This is a genomic window from Carnobacteriaceae bacterium zg-C25, from assembly GCA_017945845.1.
Lineage (GTDB): Bacteria > Bacillota > Bacilli > Lactobacillales > Aerococcaceae > WM01.
The window spans coordinates 924,678-944,133 of record CP072828.1 but is presented as its reverse complement, the minus strand read 5'-3'; the positions used below and the strand labels follow the sequence as shown (position 1 = coordinate 944,133).

At 35.5% G+C, this 19,456-nt stretch carries 15 protein-coding genes, 1 other RNA gene and 3 pseudogenes; 16 read left to right on the top strand and 3 right to left on the bottom strand.

The genetic code is table 11. From position 1 onward, the window contains the following. Positions 1-78 precede the first annotated feature (78 nt). From pfkA to J7S27_04425, 4 genes are all read left to right on the top strand, one after another. A complete protein-coding gene (gene pfkA / locus J7S27_04440) occupies positions 79-1,056 on the top strand; it encodes a 6-phosphofructokinase (GenBank protein ID QTU82565.1) in 978 nt (325 codons plus the stop codon). Between the two features lie 9 nt (positions 1,057-1,065). Beyond that, positions 1,066-2,484 carry a pyruvate kinase gene (gene pyk / locus J7S27_04435; protein QTU82564.1) on the top strand — a complete coding sequence of 473 codons (1,419 nt, stop codon included), beginning with the start codon at positions 1,066-1,068 and terminating at the stop codon, positions 2,482-2,484. Between the two features lie 226 nt (positions 2,485-2,710). Continuing rightward, positions 2,711-3,442, top strand: a complete 732-nt coding sequence (locus tag J7S27_04430) for a copper homeostasis protein CutC (GenBank protein QTU82563.1) — start codon at positions 2,711-2,713, stop codon at positions 3,440-3,442. A 1-nt stretch (position 3,443) separates the two neighbouring features. Then, complete coding sequence (locus J7S27_04425; protein ID QTU82562.1) at positions 3,444-4,373, top strand: haloacid dehalogenase-like hydrolase; 930 nt, start codon at positions 3,444-3,446, stop codon at positions 4,371-4,373. Between the two features lie 129 nt (positions 4,374-4,502). Here J7S27_04425 and ssrS read toward each other — a convergent pair. Beyond that, positions 4,503-4,691: non-coding RNA, 6S RNA (ssrS, locus tag J7S27_04420), on the bottom strand. Between the two features lie 318 nt (positions 4,692-5,009). Here ssrS and J7S27_04415 point away from each other — a divergent pair. The 7 genes and pseudogenes from J7S27_04415 (at position 5,010) to J7S27_04385 (ending at position 14,082) form a co-directional block, all read left to right on the top strand. Further along, positions 5,010-6,200 (top strand): coenzyme F420-0:L-glutamate ligase, encoded by a 1,191-nt coding sequence (locus tag J7S27_04415; GenBank protein ID QTU82561.1) that lies wholly within the window; start codon positions 5,010-5,012, stop codon positions 6,198-6,200. A 56-nt stretch (positions 6,201-6,256) separates the two neighbouring features. Then, on the top strand, positions 6,257-7,615 hold the full coding sequence (gene rlmD / locus J7S27_04410) for a 23S rRNA (uracil(1939)-C(5))-methyltransferase RlmD (protein ID QTU82560.1): 1,359 nt from the start codon (positions 6,257-6,259) through the stop codon (positions 7,613-7,615). Between the two features lie 242 nt (positions 7,616-7,857). Then, positions 7,858-9,315 carry an IS1182 family transposase gene (locus tag J7S27_04405; GenBank protein QTU82559.1) on the top strand — a complete coding sequence of 486 codons (1,458 nt, stop codon included), beginning with the start codon at positions 7,858-7,860 and terminating at the stop codon, positions 9,313-9,315. Between the two features lie 454 nt (positions 9,316-9,769). Then, the gene (locus J7S27_04400) at positions 9,770-10,624 is read left to right on the top strand and encodes a hypothetical protein (protein QTU82558.1); all 855 of its coding nucleotides are present in this window, start codon (positions 9,770-9,772) and stop codon (positions 10,622-10,624) included. Between the two features lie 42 nt (positions 10,625-10,666). Then, positions 10,667-12,133: an Eco57I restriction-modification methylase domain-containing protein gene (locus J7S27_04395; protein QTU82557.1), complete on the top strand. Its 1,467-nt coding sequence runs from the start codon at positions 10,667-10,669 to the stop codon at positions 12,131-12,133. A 403-nt stretch (positions 12,134-12,536) separates the two neighbouring features. Continuing rightward, positions 12,537-12,824: pseudogene (locus J7S27_04390) on the top strand (recombinase family protein). After that, positions 12,787-14,082, top strand: a pseudogene (locus tag J7S27_04385) (recombinase family protein). Before J7S27_04390 ends, J7S27_04385 begins: the two co-directional pseudogenes overlap by 38 nt. 88 nt (positions 14,083-14,170) lie before the next feature. On the opposite strand, the gene J7S27_04380 reads toward J7S27_04385, so the two are convergent. Then, a complete protein-coding gene (locus J7S27_04380) occupies positions 14,171-15,505 on the bottom strand; it encodes an ISL3 family transposase (GenBank protein ID QTU82556.1) in 1,335 nt (444 codons plus the stop codon). Positions 15,506-15,696: 191 nt separating this feature from the next. Between J7S27_04380 and J7S27_04375 the strand changes: the two genes are divergently transcribed. The 5 genes and pseudogenes from J7S27_04375 (at position 15,697) to J7S27_04355 (ending at position 18,673) form a co-directional block, all read left to right on the top strand. After that, on the top strand, positions 15,697-16,632 hold the full coding sequence (locus J7S27_04375; GenBank protein QTU82555.1) for a hypothetical protein: 936 nt from the start codon (positions 15,697-15,699) through the stop codon (positions 16,630-16,632). 33 nt (positions 16,633-16,665) lie between these two features. Further along, entirely contained in the window at positions 16,666-17,631 is a 966-nt protein-coding gene (locus J7S27_04370; protein ID QTU82554.1) for a DUF4365 domain-containing protein, read from the top strand. A 12-nt stretch (positions 17,632-17,643) separates the two neighbouring features. Beyond that, positions 17,644-18,039: a hypothetical protein gene (locus J7S27_04365; GenBank protein ID QTU82553.1), complete on the top strand. Its 396-nt coding sequence runs from the start codon at positions 17,644-17,646 to the stop codon at positions 18,037-18,039. A 185-nt stretch (positions 18,040-18,224) separates the two neighbouring features. Beyond that, positions 18,225-18,482, top strand: a complete 258-nt coding sequence (locus J7S27_04360) for a type II toxin-antitoxin system Phd/YefM family antitoxin (protein QTU82552.1) — start codon at positions 18,225-18,227, stop codon at positions 18,480-18,482. Beyond that, positions 18,479-18,673: pseudogene (locus tag J7S27_04355) on the top strand (type II toxin-antitoxin system death-on-curing family toxin). The gene J7S27_04360 and the pseudogene J7S27_04355 overlap by 4 nt, the downstream one beginning before the upstream one ends. A gap of 76 nt (positions 18,674-18,749) precedes the next feature. Here J7S27_04355 and J7S27_04350 read toward each other — a convergent pair. Beyond that, complete coding sequence (locus J7S27_04350; protein ID QTU82551.1) at positions 18,750-19,382, bottom strand: HXXEE domain-containing protein; 633 nt, start codon at positions 19,380-19,382, stop codon at positions 18,750-18,752. Between the last annotated feature and the right edge of the window lie 74 nt (positions 19,383-19,456).

Here is a 19,456-nt window from a genome sequence, read left to right as displayed (position 1 = left end):
AGACTTTACAAATAGAAAATGGTACAATATCATAAGTGTAATGTGCAATTACAAATTCAAATTAAGGTGGAATATAAGATGAAACGAATTGCAGTTTTAACAAGTGGTGGAGATGCACCCGGAATGAATGCAGCTGTTCGTGCGGTTGTACGAAAAGCCATTAATGAAGGTATGGAAGTATTTGGAATCAATTACGGATATGCTGGTTTAGTTGCTGGTGACATTCGTCAATTAAAAGCAAGTGACGTCAGTGATGTTGTTGGACGTGGGGGAACATTTTTATACTCAGCACGTTATCCAGAATTTGCCTCAGTTGAAGGTCAATTAAAAGGTATTGAACAATTAAAAAAACATGGTATCGAAGGGTTAGTTGTTATTGGTGGTGACGGTTCTTATCAAGGTGCGGTAGCATTAACAAAACACGGGTTTCCAACAGTTGGTATTCCGGGAACAATTGATAACGATATTCCGGGAACAGACTATACAATTGGTTTTGATACAGCAGTGACGACAGCGCTTGATGCGATTGACCGTTTAAGAGATACGGCAACAAGTCACGTGCGTACGTTTATCGTTGAAGTGATGGGACGTAATGCCGGAGACATTGCACTATGGGCAGGGGTTGCTGGTGGTGCAGAACAAATCGTTATTCCAGAAGTCGATTTTGATGTGGCAGAAATTTGTGCAGAAATTAGACGTAATCGTGAAGCGGGTAAAAAACATACGTTAATTATTTTAGCTGAAGGTGTTATGCCTGCTCAAAAATTTGCGGAATTAATGTGGGAACACGGCGAACAACATACACGCGTATCCGTATTAGGACATATCCAACGTGGTGGTCGTCCGACGGCTCGTGACCGTGTATTAGCTTCTCAATTTGGATTTAAAGCGGTTGAGTTGTTAATGGAAGGTATTGGTGGTGTTTGTGTCGGTATTCGCGAAGATAAAATCATTTACAGTGATATTGTTACAACATTAGAAAATGGAAAACATGTACCAAACTTACACTTATATCAAGTCAATGAACAAATTAGACATTATTGGACAGAAGGATAGGAATTAGAAATGAAAAAGACAAAAATTGTATGTACACTAGGACCGTCAAGCCAAACGGTTGATCAATTGGTTGCCATGATTAATGCGGGAATGAACGTTGCACGTTTTAACTTTTCTCACGGTTCACACGAAGAACATTTAGAGCGTTTTAACGCTGTAAAAGAAGCGCGTCGCATTACAGGAAAACCATGTGCTATTTTATTAGATACAAAAGGACCTGAAATTCGTACACATGATATGAAAGACGGTAAAATTGAATTAGTAACAGGAAACACTGTTCGTATTGCAATGGAAGAAGTTGAAGGAACAGCAGAACGTTTTTCAGTATCTTACCCAGAATTAATTAACGATGTTACTGTAGGTAGCCGTATTTTAGTTGATGATGGTTTAGTATCATTATTAGTTACTGAAATTGACACAGAAAGCAACGACATTGTTACCGTTGTTGAAAACACTGGTATCATTAAAAATAAAAAAGGTGTTAACGTGCCTAACGTTAGCGTAAACTTACCAGGTATTACAGAAAAAGACGCAGCTGACATTCGCTTCGGTATTGCTAACGGTATCGACTATATTGCAGCAAGTTTTGTACGTCGTGCAAGTGATGTCTTAGAAATTGTTAAAATTTTAGAAGAAGAAGATGCACGTCACATTCAAATTATTCCAAAAATTGAAAACCAAGAAGGTGTAGATAATATTGATGAAATTTTAGCTGTATCTCATGGTTTAATGGTGGCACGTGGTGACTTAGGTGTGGAAATTCCAACTGAGGAAGTGCCAATCGTTCAAAAACGTTTAATTAAAAAATGTAATGCAGTCGGTAAACCGGTTATTACAGCAACTCAAATGTTAGATTCAATGCAACGTAACCCACGTCCAACTCGTGCAGAAGCAGGGGACGTTGCCAATGCAATCTTTGATGGTACAGATGCGGTGATGTTATCTGGTGAAACAGCAGCGGGAGATTACCCATTAGAAGCTGTTAAAACAATGGCAAGCATTTGTGTACGTACAGAAAGCGAAATCCAAAATCACGATATATTCCACTTGAAACAATTCAAACACGATACAACAGAAGCAATCGGTCGTTCTGTTGGTCATAACGCACGTAATTTAGGTGTAGAAACAATTGTTGCTGCAACACAATCAGGTTACACAGCAAAAATGATTTCTAAATACCGTCCACATTCTGAAATTGTTGCCTTAACATTCTCAGAACAAACACAATTAGGTTTATCACTTGTTTGGGGTGTACAAGCGGTTGTGATTGATCCAATTAAAGCAACAGACGAATTGTTTGAACGTGCAGATCAAGTTGCAAAAGAAAAAGGATTCGCCAAAGAAGGCGATACAATTATCGTAACAGCTGGTTTACCAATCGGCTTAGCTGGAACAACAAACATGATGAAAATTCAAACTGTTCAATAAAGCAAATAAGGCTCTATGTCAAATAGGGTTGATGGTAAATAAGGATAGTGATTTAACAGATGTTAAGTCACTATCTTTTTGTTTAAAAGGGGATACATTTTTAACTTGTGTTTTTAGCGAGATGGTTTAAAATGGAAATGTGGAAGCGCTATCTTTTTAAAGAGTGTCCAACAAAAAAATAGTGCTTGAATGAGTTGATATGTCGTTTATCGCAAGGAGGAGTGATATGTTAGTTGAAGTGTGTGCAGGTAGTTTGAAAGACTGTATTATCGCACAACAAAATGGTGCTCATCGTATTGAATTGAATAGTGCTTTATTTTTAGGTGGCTTAACGCCGAGTATTTCAACGTTAGTATTGGCAAAACGGCACGTTACGATTCCCATTATTTGCATGGTGCGCCCGCGCGGAGCAGGTTTTTGCTATGATGATTACGATAAAGACGTCATGTTTGCTGACGCTCAATTACTGTTAGAAAATGGTGCCGATGGCATTGCGTTTGGTTTTTTAAAGGCAGATAAAACGATTGATGTAGACGCTACACGAAAAATGATTGATTTAATACATCGCTATAAAAAGCAAGCGGTATTTCATCGCGCATTTGATTGTGTGGAAAACCCTTATTTTGCCATTGAAACATTAATTGATTTACAGTGTGACCGACTATTAACGAGTGGTTTACAAGAAAGTGCAATAAAAGGTAGGGTGTTATTAAAAAAACTGCAAGACAAATATGGCGCAAATATTGAATTGTGCATGGGTGCCGGTGTGAATGCTGAAAATATTCAACGATTAAAACAAGATACAGGCATTAGGCAATGCCACGCTAGCTTTAAACATTGGATAGAAGATGACACCACATCAGGAAAAAACGTCAGCTACCGTTATAGTGCGGATGATGCGTTTGATGGTGTGAGTGCGAAAAAATTAAAAACGTTAATTGAAATTTTGGGGGATTAATATGAAAAGAATTTTAGATTGTACAACAAGAGACTTTGCAACGTATAAAGGACAAGCGTTAAAGCAAGCTATTTTGGCTGCTGAAGGGCGTACGGTGTGTTGTGAAATGGTGTCATCGCGAGCGAGTGTCGGTGGGAATATCACGAATGCGGAAATCGCACGTGCATTTGGTGCGGACTTGATGTTGTTAAACGGTTTTGATGTGTTTAAACCGGGAGTATTTGGATTACATGCACAAGAAGATGTCATTTACGAGTTGAAAAAATTAGTTGGCCGACCAATTGGGATTAATTTAGAGCCAGTTGATGCAAGTGCAACGATGTTAGAAACACGTCTTAGCATATCAAAAGGACGTACGGCTTGCGTGGAGACGTTCCAAGAAGCTGAAAAATTAGGCGTCGACTTTATTTGTTTAACGGGTAATCCAAAAACGGGAGTGACCAACCAAGCCATTGCGGAAGCGATTACGTTAGCAAAACAACATTTTTCAGGGTTAGTCATTGCTGGTAAAATGCACGGATCTGGGTCAAAAGAACCCGTATGTAGTCGCGAGACGGTCAATCAATTTGTAACGTCTGGAGCAGATGTTATTTTAGTACCTGCTGTGGGGACTGTTCCGGGATTTACAGATGCTGAATTAATCGATATTGTGAAAGCAGCACATCAAGCGGATGCATTGGTATTATCAGCTATTGGAACAAGTCAAGAAAGTTCAAGTAAAGAAGTGATTGAAAGTATTGCTATTCGAAATAAAGTAGCGGGTGTAGATATACAGCATATTGGTGATTCTGGTTTTGGCGGTTTAGCGAATGTAGAAAATATTTTTGCTTTGTCTGTGGCAATTCGTGGATTACGCCATACGATCAACCGCGTTGCGATTTCTGTTAATCGTGATACATCAGATCAAATTCATTTTGGAAATAGTCAATAATTTTTGTAGTATTGATGTTAACTCGTGTTGATTTCTGATGAGACGTGGGGTGGTGTATGGTGCCACCCATTACAAAAAGGATACTTTAAAACTAAAAAGGCTGCGCGAGCAGCCTTTTTGAGTATAAAATAAAAAACCGAAATGCCGTTTCGTGTACTTTATAGTTTTGAACCTGTAAGAAAACAGGTGGGCTTTTCAGCGCATGCTATTTAACTACCAAGTGAAAAGGCATGTTAGCACATGAGTCATTAAAATCCCTAATCAAAAACAAACGTAAGGTCAACACATATGAAAGTACGACGCACATCTCAGTCGTTTATTCATTTTTTATGACTTTATTATACCAAAAAAATTAAAAAAAGCAATTGGTAACGATTACAAAAATCAAAAAAACATTCTTTTAGTACGCTTCTATATGTTGAGAGTTTGTAATAAATGCCTATAAATCAACTTTATCGAGTTAAAACACGAACATTATAAAAATATTTTTTTAGAAAACCCGATATAGACGAACAAAATAAATTAAAAAAGTGTTTTTTATAGTTTTTTTGTTGTGCTAATGTGCCAAAGTGTGTATAATGGTCAATGGGTTAAAAAACAACCTAAAATTTTAATACAGGAAGTGGGATTAACTTTATGGAAAGAAAAGTTGGTACTGTTGTTCGTGGCGTTCGTTGCCCAATTATTCGTCAAGGTGATGATTTATCACAAATTGTTGTAGATAGCGTATTAGATGCAGCAAAAAGTGAAGAGTACGACTTTAGAAATCGTGATATTGTAGCGTTGACTGAATCAATTGTTGCAAGAAGTCAAGGAAACTATGCAAAGGTTGAAGCAATCGGTGAAGACGTGAAACGCAAATTTAATGCCGATACGGTAGGGGTAATTTTCCCGATTTTATCACGTAATCGTTTCGCTATGATTTTAAAAGGTATTGCATTAGGAACGAAAAAGGTTGTGTTAATGTTATCTTATCCACGTGATGAAGTGGGTAACCAATTGTTAACAGAAGACCAATTAGAAGAACATGGTATTGATCCATATACGACTGTATTATCTTTAGCGCAGTATCGTGAGATGTTCGGTGAAAACTTGCATCCATTTACGGGTGTGGATTATGTTGCTTACTACAGTAACATTATTGAACAAGCCGGCGCGCAAGTTGAAATTGTATTTGCTAACCACGCTAAAGAAATTTTAAATTATACAAAAAATGTCATTAACTGTGACATTCATACACGCCAACGCACACAACGTTTATTAAAAGCGGAAGGTGCAGTAGTGTATGGTTTGGACGAACTATTAACAGAATCAATTGATGGTAGTGGTTTTAACACACGTTACGGCTTATTAGGTTCAAACAAAGCAAGTGATGACAGCATTAAATTGTTCCCGAACGATTGTACAGATTTAGTATTGGATATTCAACAAAAACTATTAAATGAAACAGGTAAACATGTTGAAGTTATGGTTTATGGAGATGGTGCCTTTAAAGATCCTGTTGGACAAATTTGGGAATTAGCTGACCCGGTTGTTTCTCCTGCCTACACACCAGGTTTGGAAGGCACACCAAATGAATTAAAATTAAAATATTTAGCGGATAACGAATTTTCAAATTTATCTGGTGAAGAATTGAAACAAGCAATTGAAGCACGTATTAAAGAAAAAGACGGAAGCTTAGTTGGACATATGGATGCAGAAGGTACGACACCACGTCAATTGACTGACTTAATCGGATCATTATGTGATTTAACAAGTGGTTCTGGTGATAAAGGTACACCAATTATCCATATTCAAGGTTACTTTGATAATTACACAAATCAATAATAAAAAGCACCCTGCGGGGTGTTTTTTTGTTATAATAACGGTGATAAGGAGAGATTATGTTACCAGTTCAGAAAAATGAAATATTAACCGTTACGTGTGTTGATTTGACGCACGAAGGCATGGGAGTTGCCAAAGTAGATGGCTACCCTATTTTTATTGAAAATTTATTGCCCGATGAAGTGGCAAAAGTTAAAGTGATTAAAGTGAGTCGTTCGTTTGGTGTTGGAAAGGTAGTGGAATTGTTAGAATCATCACCAAATCGTGTTCCAGTGACAGATGTAAAGGGAACATGGGTCGGTACAATGCCGTTGCAACATCTATCGTACGATGCTCAGTTATTGTTTAAGCAGCAACAAGTGAGTAACGTGATGCGTAAAATTGCTAAACTACCTGATGTTTTGGTGCGACAAACAATAGGTGCAGATTACACCACAGCCTATCGAAATAAAGCCCAAATTCCAGTTAGAAATATTGATGGTCAGCTGGAAACGGGATTTTATCGCAAAAATTCGCATACGCTTGTGCCAATTGAAGATTTTGTCATTCAAGACAAGCGCATTGATGAAATTGTGGTGATTGTGCGTGATGCGCTAAGAAAGTTTCAGGTTTCGGCGTATCATGAGGAGACACACTCTGGAGATGCTCGACATATTATGGTGCGACGTGGGAAAAATACAGGTCAAGTGCAAGTGGTACTTGTGACGCGTACGAAAAAAAGGTTGCCAAAGATGTTGGTAGATGAAATTTTGCAGACGTGTGAAGATGTGGTGAGTTTCGTTCAAAATGTGAATAGTAAGCCGACTAACGTCATTTTAGGGGACGAGACGATTGTCTACCACGGAGATGATTTCATTTGTGACGAGTTGATGGGATTGACGTTTAAAATTAGTTCAAAATCGTTTTATCAAGTCAATCCGGAACAAACGGAAAAGTTGTATACAGAAGCGATTCGTGCTGCAAAAATTACAAATGAAGATGTTGTGATTGATGCGTATAGCGGAATTGGAACTATCGGATTGTCGCTAGCCAAACATGCCAAGTGGGTATACGGAATGGAAATAGTCAGCGACGCCATTGATATGGCGAAAGAAAACGCACGAATGAACGGAATTGACAACGTGACCTACGAAGTCGGTTCAGCTGAAAACGTGATGAAAAAGTGGCTAGATGAAGGTGTAATGTGTGACGTCTTAATGGTAGATCCCCCACGAAAAGGATTGGCACCAAGCTTTATTGACACGACACTAAAAATGAATGCCAACCGAATTGTTTATGTGAGTTGTAACCCAGCCACCATGGCACGCGACCTTGTGGCATTTACAGAAGGCGGGTATACCGTAGAGTACGTCCAACCCGTCGACATGTTTCCGATGACGGTGCATGTGGAGTGTGTTGCTTTGCTCGTAAAATCCTAGAAACCTTTGAACGAAAGGGATAGTGAAAAGCCTTGTAGACAAGGCTCAGACTGTTGACAAATAAACTGTCAACAGTCTTTTTTCGTACCAGACGTTAAGTTGTACGGCTTACCGCGATGTACACGATACATCGCGCGTTCCCTACTACGTGCGAGAACGAAGCCATTCGTACAACAACGTCTGATACGATAATAACACTTAAAAGTGGTATAATAGAGATAAGAAAAAGGAGGGAACAATTTATGTTTTATAAAGAAAATCATCCAAATGACGAAATCATATTAAACACATTATCCGAATTAGTACCAAAAGATCATTTACTACGTAAAATTGATAAATCAATTGATTTCAATTTTATTTATGATATTACTTCTCCTTACTATAGTCATACCAACGGTCGTAATAGTTTAGATCCAGTTGTTTTATTTAAATTAGTCTTTTTAAAAGATATTTACGGTATTAAATCAATGCGAGAAACCATTAAACGTGTCGAAACTGATGTGGCGTTTAGATGGTTTTTAAACCTTCCTTTCTCTAAACCAACTCCTCATTATTCCACTTTTTCTCAAAATTATATTCGCCGTTTTCAAGGTACTTCTGTGTTTGAAGATATATTTAACACTATTGTACACCAAGCTATCTCACATCATTTAATTAGTGGGACAGCATTATTTACAGATTCCACACATATTAAAGCAAATGCCAATAAAAATAAATTTAAAAACGCTATTATTGAAACCGTTCAAGAACGTAAACGAGATTTAGAAAACGAAATTAACGCTGAACGAGAAGCTATTGGAAAAAAGCCTTTTAATTACACTGATAAAATCATCTCTAAATCCATTAAAGAAAGTACGACTGATCCAGAAAGTGGATATTACCATAGAGATAATAAAGAAAAGGGATTTATGTACTTAGACCATCGTAGTGTAGATGGTAAACATAATTTTATTGTGGATTGCTTTATTACACCAGGCAACGTGCATGATAGTGTACCGTATGTGTCGCGATTAACACATATAATCGAAACATTTAATTTTAATGTGAATTGTGTCGCGTTAGATAGCGGATATTATAAAAAAGACATTTTAAAATTTTTAGAAGAGAAAAAGATATTTTCTGTGATTGGGTATCGACGTTTTCATCGCAATCCTGACCATAAATTTTTTCGATATAATTCATCTATAGATTGTTTTACGGATACACGTACGGGAGAAATTTATACCTACAGAAATATTGATAGACAAGGATATAAACAGTATCGTATAAGCGATAATAGTAATAAACGGATACTACGTCGAGCGATAGATGCTGATGTATACGATAGATGTCGTGAACGTCGATTATCTACGTTTGGGAAAGCATTATATAAACGACGGAAAGAAACGATTGAGCGTAGTTTTGCAGACTCTAAGCAAAATCATGGGTATCGATTTGCGCAATATAGAGGAGTAACCAAGATGCAACAGTATACTTGGTTATCTTGTGCTGCCCAAAACATGAAAAAAATGGCAATTCTACTCACTGGAGATAGCCATTTTTTGAGATATTATTCTTCATTTCGTATTTTAAAATTCAAAATTCAACATATTTTTCATTTTTTAAAAAATATGTTGGATTTTTTATTGGTATTGTCAACAGTCTGGAAAAGAGCCTTTGGCTCTTTTTTTATAAACATTTTTAGTAGTAGGAATATATAAGATGTTACTGGAACATCTTTTTAAATATAATTTAATATCAATTGATTTATTTGGATATAAAAACGTATAATCTCAATATAGACATGTTTCCCATGACAGAGATATGCTATGTCATCAATTTAGTTGTCTACATTCATGTGGAGTGTGTAGTTCTGTTGGTGAAATCCTAGAAGCCTTTGAACGAAAGGGATAGTAAAAAGCCTTAGAGACAAGGCTTTTTGCCGTATGGTGGGTAAGTATCAGAGTGAGAGTTGAAATTGAAGTAGTGGAATTGATAGTGAAGAACTAACTAAATTTGTTTCCATTGTCCCATGGTGGGTATGCTGATTTCCATAGAATAGGAATTTGTGGGAATAGAAACGTACCCCATCTATTATTGATATTTTTATGGATGAATTTTTTTGATATATTTTTGATATAATAGTATTAATAAATACTGAATGTGAGGGTCATTATGTTAAAAAAATCTGAGTTATTATTCTATTATCGTGAAGGAATAAAAGAAACAATTACAGAAGTAAATAAGAAAACTAAAAATTCTGAAAAAAGCAATTTGATAAATAAACAGATGAAAAATCTGCTATCTAGTCAATTAACAATGTTAGGTTCAGAAGATATTAACGATATATTATTAATTCATTATACATATTATATTGTGATGTTAGAGTCCAGAAATCAAGTTTGGAACTACGACTATATGGCTTTTAGTCGTAGAATAGGAGAATTATGGGAACCATTTTGCAAACTTCCTTTTCAGTATTCAATAAATCCAATCAATTTTTATGAACCACCAAAATATGAGGAGTTTAAAAGTAATCTTCAAATAGATCTACTAGAATTTATTGAAGGGTTATCTTTAAATAGTTCTGATAAGAAAAACTTAATCAATTATATTGATGATATTTGGGCTTTTAGTGAGAGTGGAGCCATTAACTTAAAAGAGGATTTACATTTTTATATTGGTGACAAATATTATGTTGTTGATTACAAAAGTGGATTTAGTTCAAATGAAAAAGGTAATGTAAATCGGTTACTTCAAGTGGCGAAATTATATACTACAATTGATTATGAATGTATGCTATTTGTAAGGCAACGTGAAGAGGAGAATAATCATTACCTGCAAACTTTGAAAAATTCTGGCTTATGGAATGTATATTGTAGTTCCGATACTTATTCCAAAATCCTTGAGATAACTGGTGTCGACTTGAGAGCTTGGATGGATAAAAATATGGATTGGGCTAATGATATTAGTCCAGAATTTAAGAAATATTTAATACAAAATCAGTTGCTTCAATACTTGACTTGGTAAAGCAATAGAGTTAAACTTAAGCTAATACTTAAGGAGGCAACTTTGAATAAAACTTTACAAACTTATTATACAAATTCTGATTTAATTACTGATTATATGGTGTCCAAATTAGAACTTTGTGATACTGATACAATATTAGAGCCCAGTGTTGGAGAGGGAGTTTTTGTAGACAAAATTCTTCAGCAAAAGCCGAAGCTAAGTATAACCACATATGATATTGATAATTACTCTTATCAGGTCATGTCTAGAAAATTTCGGAAGAATCAAAATGTTAGTATACATGAATCGGATACGTTGATTGACTTAAATTTAGATATACGTGCAAATACGCATACAGGTTTTTCAAAAATAATAGGAAATCCGCCGTATGGAGCCGTTTTTACAGATGAACAAAAGCGAGTTCTCTCAAAAAAATATAGTAGAATTTATTCAAAAGATTCATATGTGTTATTTTTATTTAGATGTCTATCACTGCTGGAAGAAGATGGTAAGTTAGTCTTCATTATTCCAGATACTTTTTTATATTTAAATATGCATAAAAAGTTTCGAGAATTCTTGTTCAAAAATTATCTGGTTGAAGAAATTGCTATATTTCCTAGTAAATGGTTCCCTGGGGTGTCATTTGCTTACAGTAAGTTATCGATAATAACTATAACAAATAGAAAACAGGACATTTTTGAGAACAGTATTAAGATATTTGACACACTTAGTAGTGAGATTGATTTCTCAAAGATAAATTGCGGAGTGGTGAAACCTAAAGAAATAAAACAAACCTCAATACTTAAACAAGAAAATTATAATTTACATCTCAATGCAACTGCAGATGAGATATTGATGAAGTCAAATTTGACCCTTGGTGATATTGCAGATTGTGTCACAGGTATATATACGGGCGATAATAAAAAGTATTTAAAGGTTAAAAGTTTAAATATTAGGAATTCCAAAGGTTATGCTTGTATTTTGGATGAGGAAATTAATTTAATTCCCGCTACTGTAGATGGAATTACAGATTCTATTGCTAATTACATACCTATTATAAAGGGAAGTATGAAACAGGGGTATAAACAACCTAATGATGATTGGTTTATAAGATGGGATAAAAGTACAATTAATGAGTATCATACATTTAAAAAAGCAAGGTTTCAAAATAGTGATTACTATTTCAAATATGGGATAGCTACTCCTATGTTGAAAAGCAAAAAAATAAAAGCTACTATCATGAAGAATAGAGTTTTTGATCAAAGTATAGTTGGAATTTTTCCGAAGGATAGCAGAGATACATTATTTGTATTGGGGCTACTTAATTCTAATATAGTTAATGAAATAGTGCATAATATTAATCCAACAGTAAATAATTCTGCTAACTATTTAAAGAGAATTCCAATTCCTAAGATTAGTGATGAATCTAAAAAACAGATTGATTCGCTCGTTGAAGGGATATTGTACAGAGATGAAAATAATCAACGAAAATTAGATAAGATTATATCAAACTTATATCTTTCAAACTAAATTTGTTGTTTTCATTCTTAGTAAGAAGTCAAAAAGGGCAATCGCCCTTTTTGCTTTACTCTAATAATGTTTCTATTCCTACTATCCTAAACACCTGTTGGTCTAACTGCCCTGCGAGTTTGCTGAACGGATGTCGTCTACATCGTCCATGGCTTTTGCTTTTTGGAATTCCTCAAAGCGACCCTCGTACATCAGCATTTCCCTGTCATCAAGCGAGAGAAAAACTTGGAAATTACCACCACTGAATACGTCCTCGTAATGGTAGGCAAAATTGACAAATCGTCCTAACTCCACGGTGTCGTCTGGCTGTAGAGCTAAGTAGGTATCTGGTAGACTTTCTTGTGAATCGGTTACACTAAACGACTCGCCCTAAATGTGCAGAGGCACAGTTTGATACAACAACAGAAGACAGGTTTCCTATAAGGGAAAGATTGTCTGGTGTTGTTCCAAATACATCAAGGAGGGCAAATCTGCTTGTCAAGGGATGAGAGTACCTGAGACCGACATCAGTGAGTGGCACTTAGAGATACCAGTAACCGTCATAGAAAGGATTGAGTATGGCAAAAAATATTACAGTTATTCCAGCCAAGAAAGTGCAGGTGACAATTCTACACCACATCCAAGAGAAAATCAGAATGGCCGCTTATTGTCGAGTGTCCACCGACCAAGACGAACAGCTATCAAGCTATGAGAATCAGGTCAAATACTATCGTGACTTTATCTCAAAACACGAAGATTATGAGTTGGTTGACATCTATGCGGATGAAGGCATTTCAGCAACCAACACTAAAAAACGGGATGCCTTTAACCAATTGATACAGGATTGTAGAGAAGGTAAGGTGGATAGGATTTTGGTTAAGTCAATATCTCGATTTGCCAGAAACACCTTAGATTGTATCAAGTATGTCCGTGAGCTGAAAGAACTAAGGATTGGTGTCACTTTTGAGAAAGAAAATATCGACAGTCTCGATTCCAAAGGAGAGGTACTTTTAACCATTTTATCCTCACTTGCTCAAGACGAGTCACGCTCCATTTCAGAGAACTCAACATGGGGAATTCGAAAGAAATTTGAACGTGGAATTGTCCAAGTAAATACGACCAAGTTCATGGGGTATGATAAGGATGAGAACGGTAGGCTAGTCATTAACCCAGAACAAGCTGAAGTTGTTAGACACATCTATAGCCAGTTCTTAGAAGGTTACAGTCCAGAAAGCATTGCGAAAGAACTCAACACCAACGGTGTCAAAGGATGGTCGGGGAAAGCCAACAGGTATTCCAGCAGCATTCTCAAAATACTTCAGAATGAGAAGTATAAAGGTGATGCCCTGCTTCAGAAAACCTACACGGTGGATTTCCTAACTAAGAAGCGAACGAAGAATGATGGACAGGTTAACCAATACTATGTGGAAGACAGCCATGAGGGTATCATCGATGAGGAAACTTGGGAGACTGTGTTCAATTAGAAATTGCCAGGCGCAAAACCTACCGAGAGGAACATCAGCTCAAGTCCTATATCATACAGAGTGAGGATAACCCCTTTGCCACCAAGGTGTTCTGTGCTGAGTGTGGCTCAGCCTTTGGTCGAAAGAACTGGACAACACGCCGAGGGAAACGTAAAGTTTGGCAATGTAACAACCGCTATCGTATCAAGGGTGTAGAAGGGTGTTACAGTAGCCATTTGGATGAGGCGATACTTGGGCAGATTTTCATAAAGGCATTGGAGCTTTTAAGCGAGAACATTGATTTGCTTGATGGCAAGTGGGAGAAAATCTTGGCAGAAAATCGCCTGCTCGAAAAGCACTACAGCATGGCATTAAGTGACCTACTTAGGCAGAAGCAGATCGACTTCAACCCTTCAGACATGTGCCGAGTGCTAGACTATATCAGGATAGGGCTTGATGGCGAAAATTACGGTTCGTTTCCTTGAAGGAACTGAGGTAGATTTATAGAGAAAAAGAAAGGCTGTAACGACAGTGGGATGCCATTGTGGTCACAGCCTTTTTTGGTTCTATGTCAAATGGTGTTGGTGACCAAAAATTAAGCGACTTTATTAGCCGATAACGAGGAATGTTCTTCGTTATCGGTTTTCTTATTTTTAAATAATCGATTGACAATGAGTATTCGAGCTCTTAAATTGTAAAAGTTACGATATCCATATCCAGAACGCTTAATATTCTTAATGCGATTATTAAGCCCTTCAATCGGTCCGTTTGTATAGCGATACTCTAGAGATAAGCGAATTTCATCTATATAATACATCAGTGAGTTTAAACTTGTTCGTACATATTGACGTAGTTGATATGACTTAGATGCGTTTAAATCATCTATAAACTGTTGAGAATCATTTGTGGCAATATCATATTTTAAATTATTGATGATATGGTGCACTCTGGATAATTGCGGAGACAAATCAACTAGATAATCAACAATCATTTTTTCTGTCATCATGCCATCGAACAAACGATGCGTTTCAAAACGTTCAACATCTAAATTTTCTCTATTTTTTAACACTAACTGCCATAATTGTTTCAATTTACGATAATCTGTCGGTCTACTATAACGGTAGGCATTCATAATTTCTACTCTTAAACGATTTAATGCGCGATTTAAATGTTGCACAACATGGAATTTATCAATGATGATGTTAGCGTTAGGAAAACACGTCTGCATCACTTTTATATACGGTTTATACATATCCATTACCACAAATTTAACACGTAATCTTTCTGATGCATCAAACCTTAAGAAATAATCGATTAAATCCTGCTGTTTACGACTTTCCAGAACGTCTATAATATCGTGTGTCTGTGCATCACAGAAAATAAAACTCATTTTCCCAACACAATTTTGAACCGATTTAAATTCATCTATACAAATGGTTTCAGGTAAATGGCGATGCGTCATAAATGTTTTTGCGGTACGACGTAAGACTCTGATGACCGTATGAGGTGATACAAAAGTATGTTTGGCAATAGTGGACATCGCCATTTCTTCTGTTAATAAGTCGATTATTTTACGTTTGACAATATGAGAGATATGGCAATTTTTATCCGCTAATGTTGTTGTAGCGATAAAGGTTTCTCCACAGGCTTTGCATAGAAAACGTTGCTTTTTCAACTGCAATAACAGCGGAGAAAAGTTAATATCTCCTAGTAATAAACGAATGGTTTTAAAACCGTATTTTATAACGGTGTGATGGTTGTTTTGAACGCCACATTTTTCGCAACAAGACGGTGTATACGATAAAGTTCCAGATAACTGTCGATAGGTTTTATCTTTTATAGTGACAGTGGGTAATACTAATGTATCGTTAAATGTTATATTTTTATCCTCAATTGATAATAATTGGTGTATACTAGATGCATAGGTCATGATAATTCTCCTTTTATTAGATTTAGCGCTTTAATTATAAGGGAATATCTGACCTTTTTGTATACATAATTTAAAAGGTGTTGATAGCTTCCTTGCGGAAGCCACCAACACCAAATATTATAGAACCCCTTTTTTACGTTTTTGTGGTAGAATATATAATATTAGAATGGGGTGGAGTTGTAGTAACCATTATGGAAAAAGAGACTTATCGTGAAAGATTAAATAGTCCTGAGTTTGAGGAAGTGATTTTGCCTATTTTTGATTTTTTTGAACCGTTTATACATCAGGAATTAAAATTTAATGAGAGCGAAGATAAAAATTACTTAGAAGAATCAGTGTTGGAGTATTATCAAATGTTGGTTGAACAGAACATCAGGGAAAGCATCTCAGTTTTACGTAAAAAAGTTAGTTCAGAAGATTATGTAGCTATGAGAAGTTTTGTGTTGTCTCTTCAACAAAATACAATTCAATTTTTAACAAATGAGAAGTACAGGTCGAGAGTAAAATGGAAAAAGATTTTAAATTCCTATATAAATGTTTCGAGAATTTTTTTAGAAAAAGAAAAAATACAGCTTCTTCAGGATGGTTTTCCTGTCGAGGGTCAACAAATAGTTTTGGCGATGAGTTTGATAGATCCACAAGACGATAATATTAAAGCAAATGATGAAATTCAAAATATTTGTGATTTATTTACGAATAATCCCAATGTAATAGTTGTTCCTATTCATGGATGCTCTACTGATGTGTTTAGAACAATTTTGGATAGACTTCCAATACTGAATATTATCCATTTAGCGGGTCACACCGATACGAAAACTAACGGAGAGGTATTACTTTCGTTTGTAGACTCAAATATGACTTTTAAGAAATTTAGTAATTGGATTTCTAATCGTAGATTTCGTTGTTCATTTCTTAATTGTTGTTCTACTGCTGAATTTGTATCTAATTTAGATTCATTGTACTCAGACTGTTCTATCTTACATAGTGGGCAAGTTGTATCGAGCATAGCATTTGATTTTTCGGAACATTTCTATACAGTGATTTCAAGTGGTGGAGATTTTAATGCTGCCTGGCAAGCAGCTGTTAAAAATTGTACCGAGTCCCCATTCAATTACTTGTACTGTTAATACGTTTAGTTATATAGAGAGGTAGATAGTGATATGGCTAGTAATACTGAGAGGATTGGCATACATCATTGTGGATTAATTGCAGAAAGAAACAATTGGATGTTTAGAGAACAGCCAGTTAATGACATAGGTATAGATGCTCATATGGAATTTGTTGAATATAGTAGACCGAGACAACACCTTGCATTACAAATCAAGTCAGGATCGAGCTGGTTTAGGGAGAAAAAAGATAACTACGTTATATTTAGGAAGATAAATGAGAGGCAGTACAATTATTGGACGATGAATTCTCTTCCTTGTATAATTGTTCTGTTTAATCCTGATGATGGCATGTGCATTTGGCAAGAATTAACTCCTGAAACAATTGAAAAAACTAAAGAGGGGGAAGGTAAAGGTTATTATGTGAAAGTTCCTATAAATCAAGTTTTTTTGGATGAACAGTCAAACAATCACCTGCTTTCCTATACTAATTTACCCCAACATATTCAAAATTATAACTTTTTATTATCTCATAAAAAATTTATGGAAATTATTCAAAGTGGAGGTGAAGTTAAATTACATTCAACAGAGTGGGTAAATAAGTCTAGTGGTAGAGGAGAAACAAAGTTAATCGTTCATGAAGGTGACAGTATAACAGAATACTTGTATCCATATTGGTTCCCATATACTCCCTACACAGATGTTTTTCCTAGATTGTTTCCATGGGCAGATTTTTCTATTGATGAAGATTTTTTCGAAGAAAGTGATTACGAATTGTGGAAACAATATCACTGTTATTATGATAGTGAAGTAGATGAATGGCTTGAAGTAGGAGACACATTTGAGGAATTTCGGCAAAAATTAAATCCGATGCGATTCATTGATCATGCTGGAGAAGTTGCGGAGTATATGCTGGTTCTTAGTTTAAATGAGCTAGGTAGGTCATTCTTAAACTTAGAACAATTTATCTCTGAGAATCGACCATACGCTAAAGCAAGACCAAAATCAAAAGAAAAATAGAGGAGCATTTTCATGAAGAAACTAAAACTTAATAGTGGTATAAAACCAGAAAAGGCGATTGATGGGTATAGATTGGATCCTAATGAAAAATATGTGATTAATCTAGAAGACGAAATGGAATTTGCGATTACCATACTTCAAGCTGCTCATACGCTTGGTTTTCCACCAGCGTTTAAAAATTGGCATGCATGGCTTTTTGAAAATAGTTTTAGTGCAGAAAGTCCAAATCCAACAAATAAGTTTGTCGAAAAGTTCTATGGTGTTGGACCTCTTTGGAAAACTCCATATTCAATGGGGATAGTCGTACGAGCAGAGGATGATGATTATTACATTGTTATGGAATGTAGTAGAGAAAATAAAGGTTTCAAACACACACAAATAATTCTTACTTTGGGTGGGTGCATATAAAATAATATTATAATTTCTAACACAACATTCCGTTCCATAGTATAATTCCAACATAACGTTCACTCCCTTTCGTCTATTAGTATAGAAGAAAGCTCTCAGCACATGTGGAGTGTATAGTTCTGTTGTCCAGAAATAGGTTGAATATATCCTAAAAATGGCAGAATAGAGAAAAGGAGGAAACAAATATGAACATTAATATAGAAAACTTAGTCTCTATTTCAGAAGCGAATCAAAACTTCTCTAAAGTAGCTCGTATGATTGATACGAACGGTACTGCAGTAATTTTGAAAAATAATGTTCCAAAGTATGTTTTAGTGGACTATCAAAGTCTAATCAAAGATGAGCAGGTAACATCAACAGTTGTTAAACAATCAACCTTGGATGAGGTTGCAACTTCAGTATTATCACGCCACCTTAACGCATTCAAGGAATTGGCAAAATGAAAATACTAACTGTTGAGCAGGTTATTGAATTGCACAGTAGTCTCATTCAAACGACGGGTGGTTTAGATGGTGTCAGGGATGTTGGTTTAATAGAATCTTCTTTATCTTCAGTTTTTAGTGCTTATTTTGGTATTGAAAAATATCCAAGTATTGAAGAAAAGGCTGCGAGACTTTGTTCTAATAAGTGTAACCTATCCAATAGTTATTAAATGAATATAAAAAAGCCTTGTCAGATAAAATTTGGCAAGGCTTTACATATATTTCAAATTAGTTTTTTGTTAAATAATTTACGCCAAATGCAGTTTGATCAGTAAGTACATATCCGTCTTTTTTTCCAAGATTCCAATAAAGTTTAGAACGAAAACAGAATATAAATACAATAATGAACCAAAGTATAGCAAGGATATAGTCATACCAATTATACATTTTACTATCAAATACATTGATAAAATAGTACACGCCAATAGGTCCTAGTCCTAAAATTGCGGTAATTAGGCCGGCATTGTAAATGCTTTTTAATCGTAAATTAAATATGGAATGCATAATGACCTCCATAATAAGAAACAACATGGCAGACAATGTTAGAAAATGTACATTAGGTAGTAAAAGAGGGGAAACATAAACTAAAATTAGAAATGTCCAGTTTCCAAACATACTACTAAGATTGTTACAATCCCACTTGGTTTTATCCATCTCATCGGTACCAAGGAGTAGTTTTACTCCAAGTAGTGGGAATCCTCCTGGATAACCGAATTCCTCGAAAAAATGTAGAAACAAAATACAAATGGAAGCCAAAAGACATTTTTGTACCTCGGTTACTGGTAGAAAGATTGCAAGCAAAGCAGTTAAGCCAGCAAGATATACAGAAATGTTATACCAATTATTTATCATTTTTTTCATAGAAAGCACCTCTTAATTACATACTGAAATTGAATTATAATACGCCACGGTGTAAAATAAAATAGACAATAGAG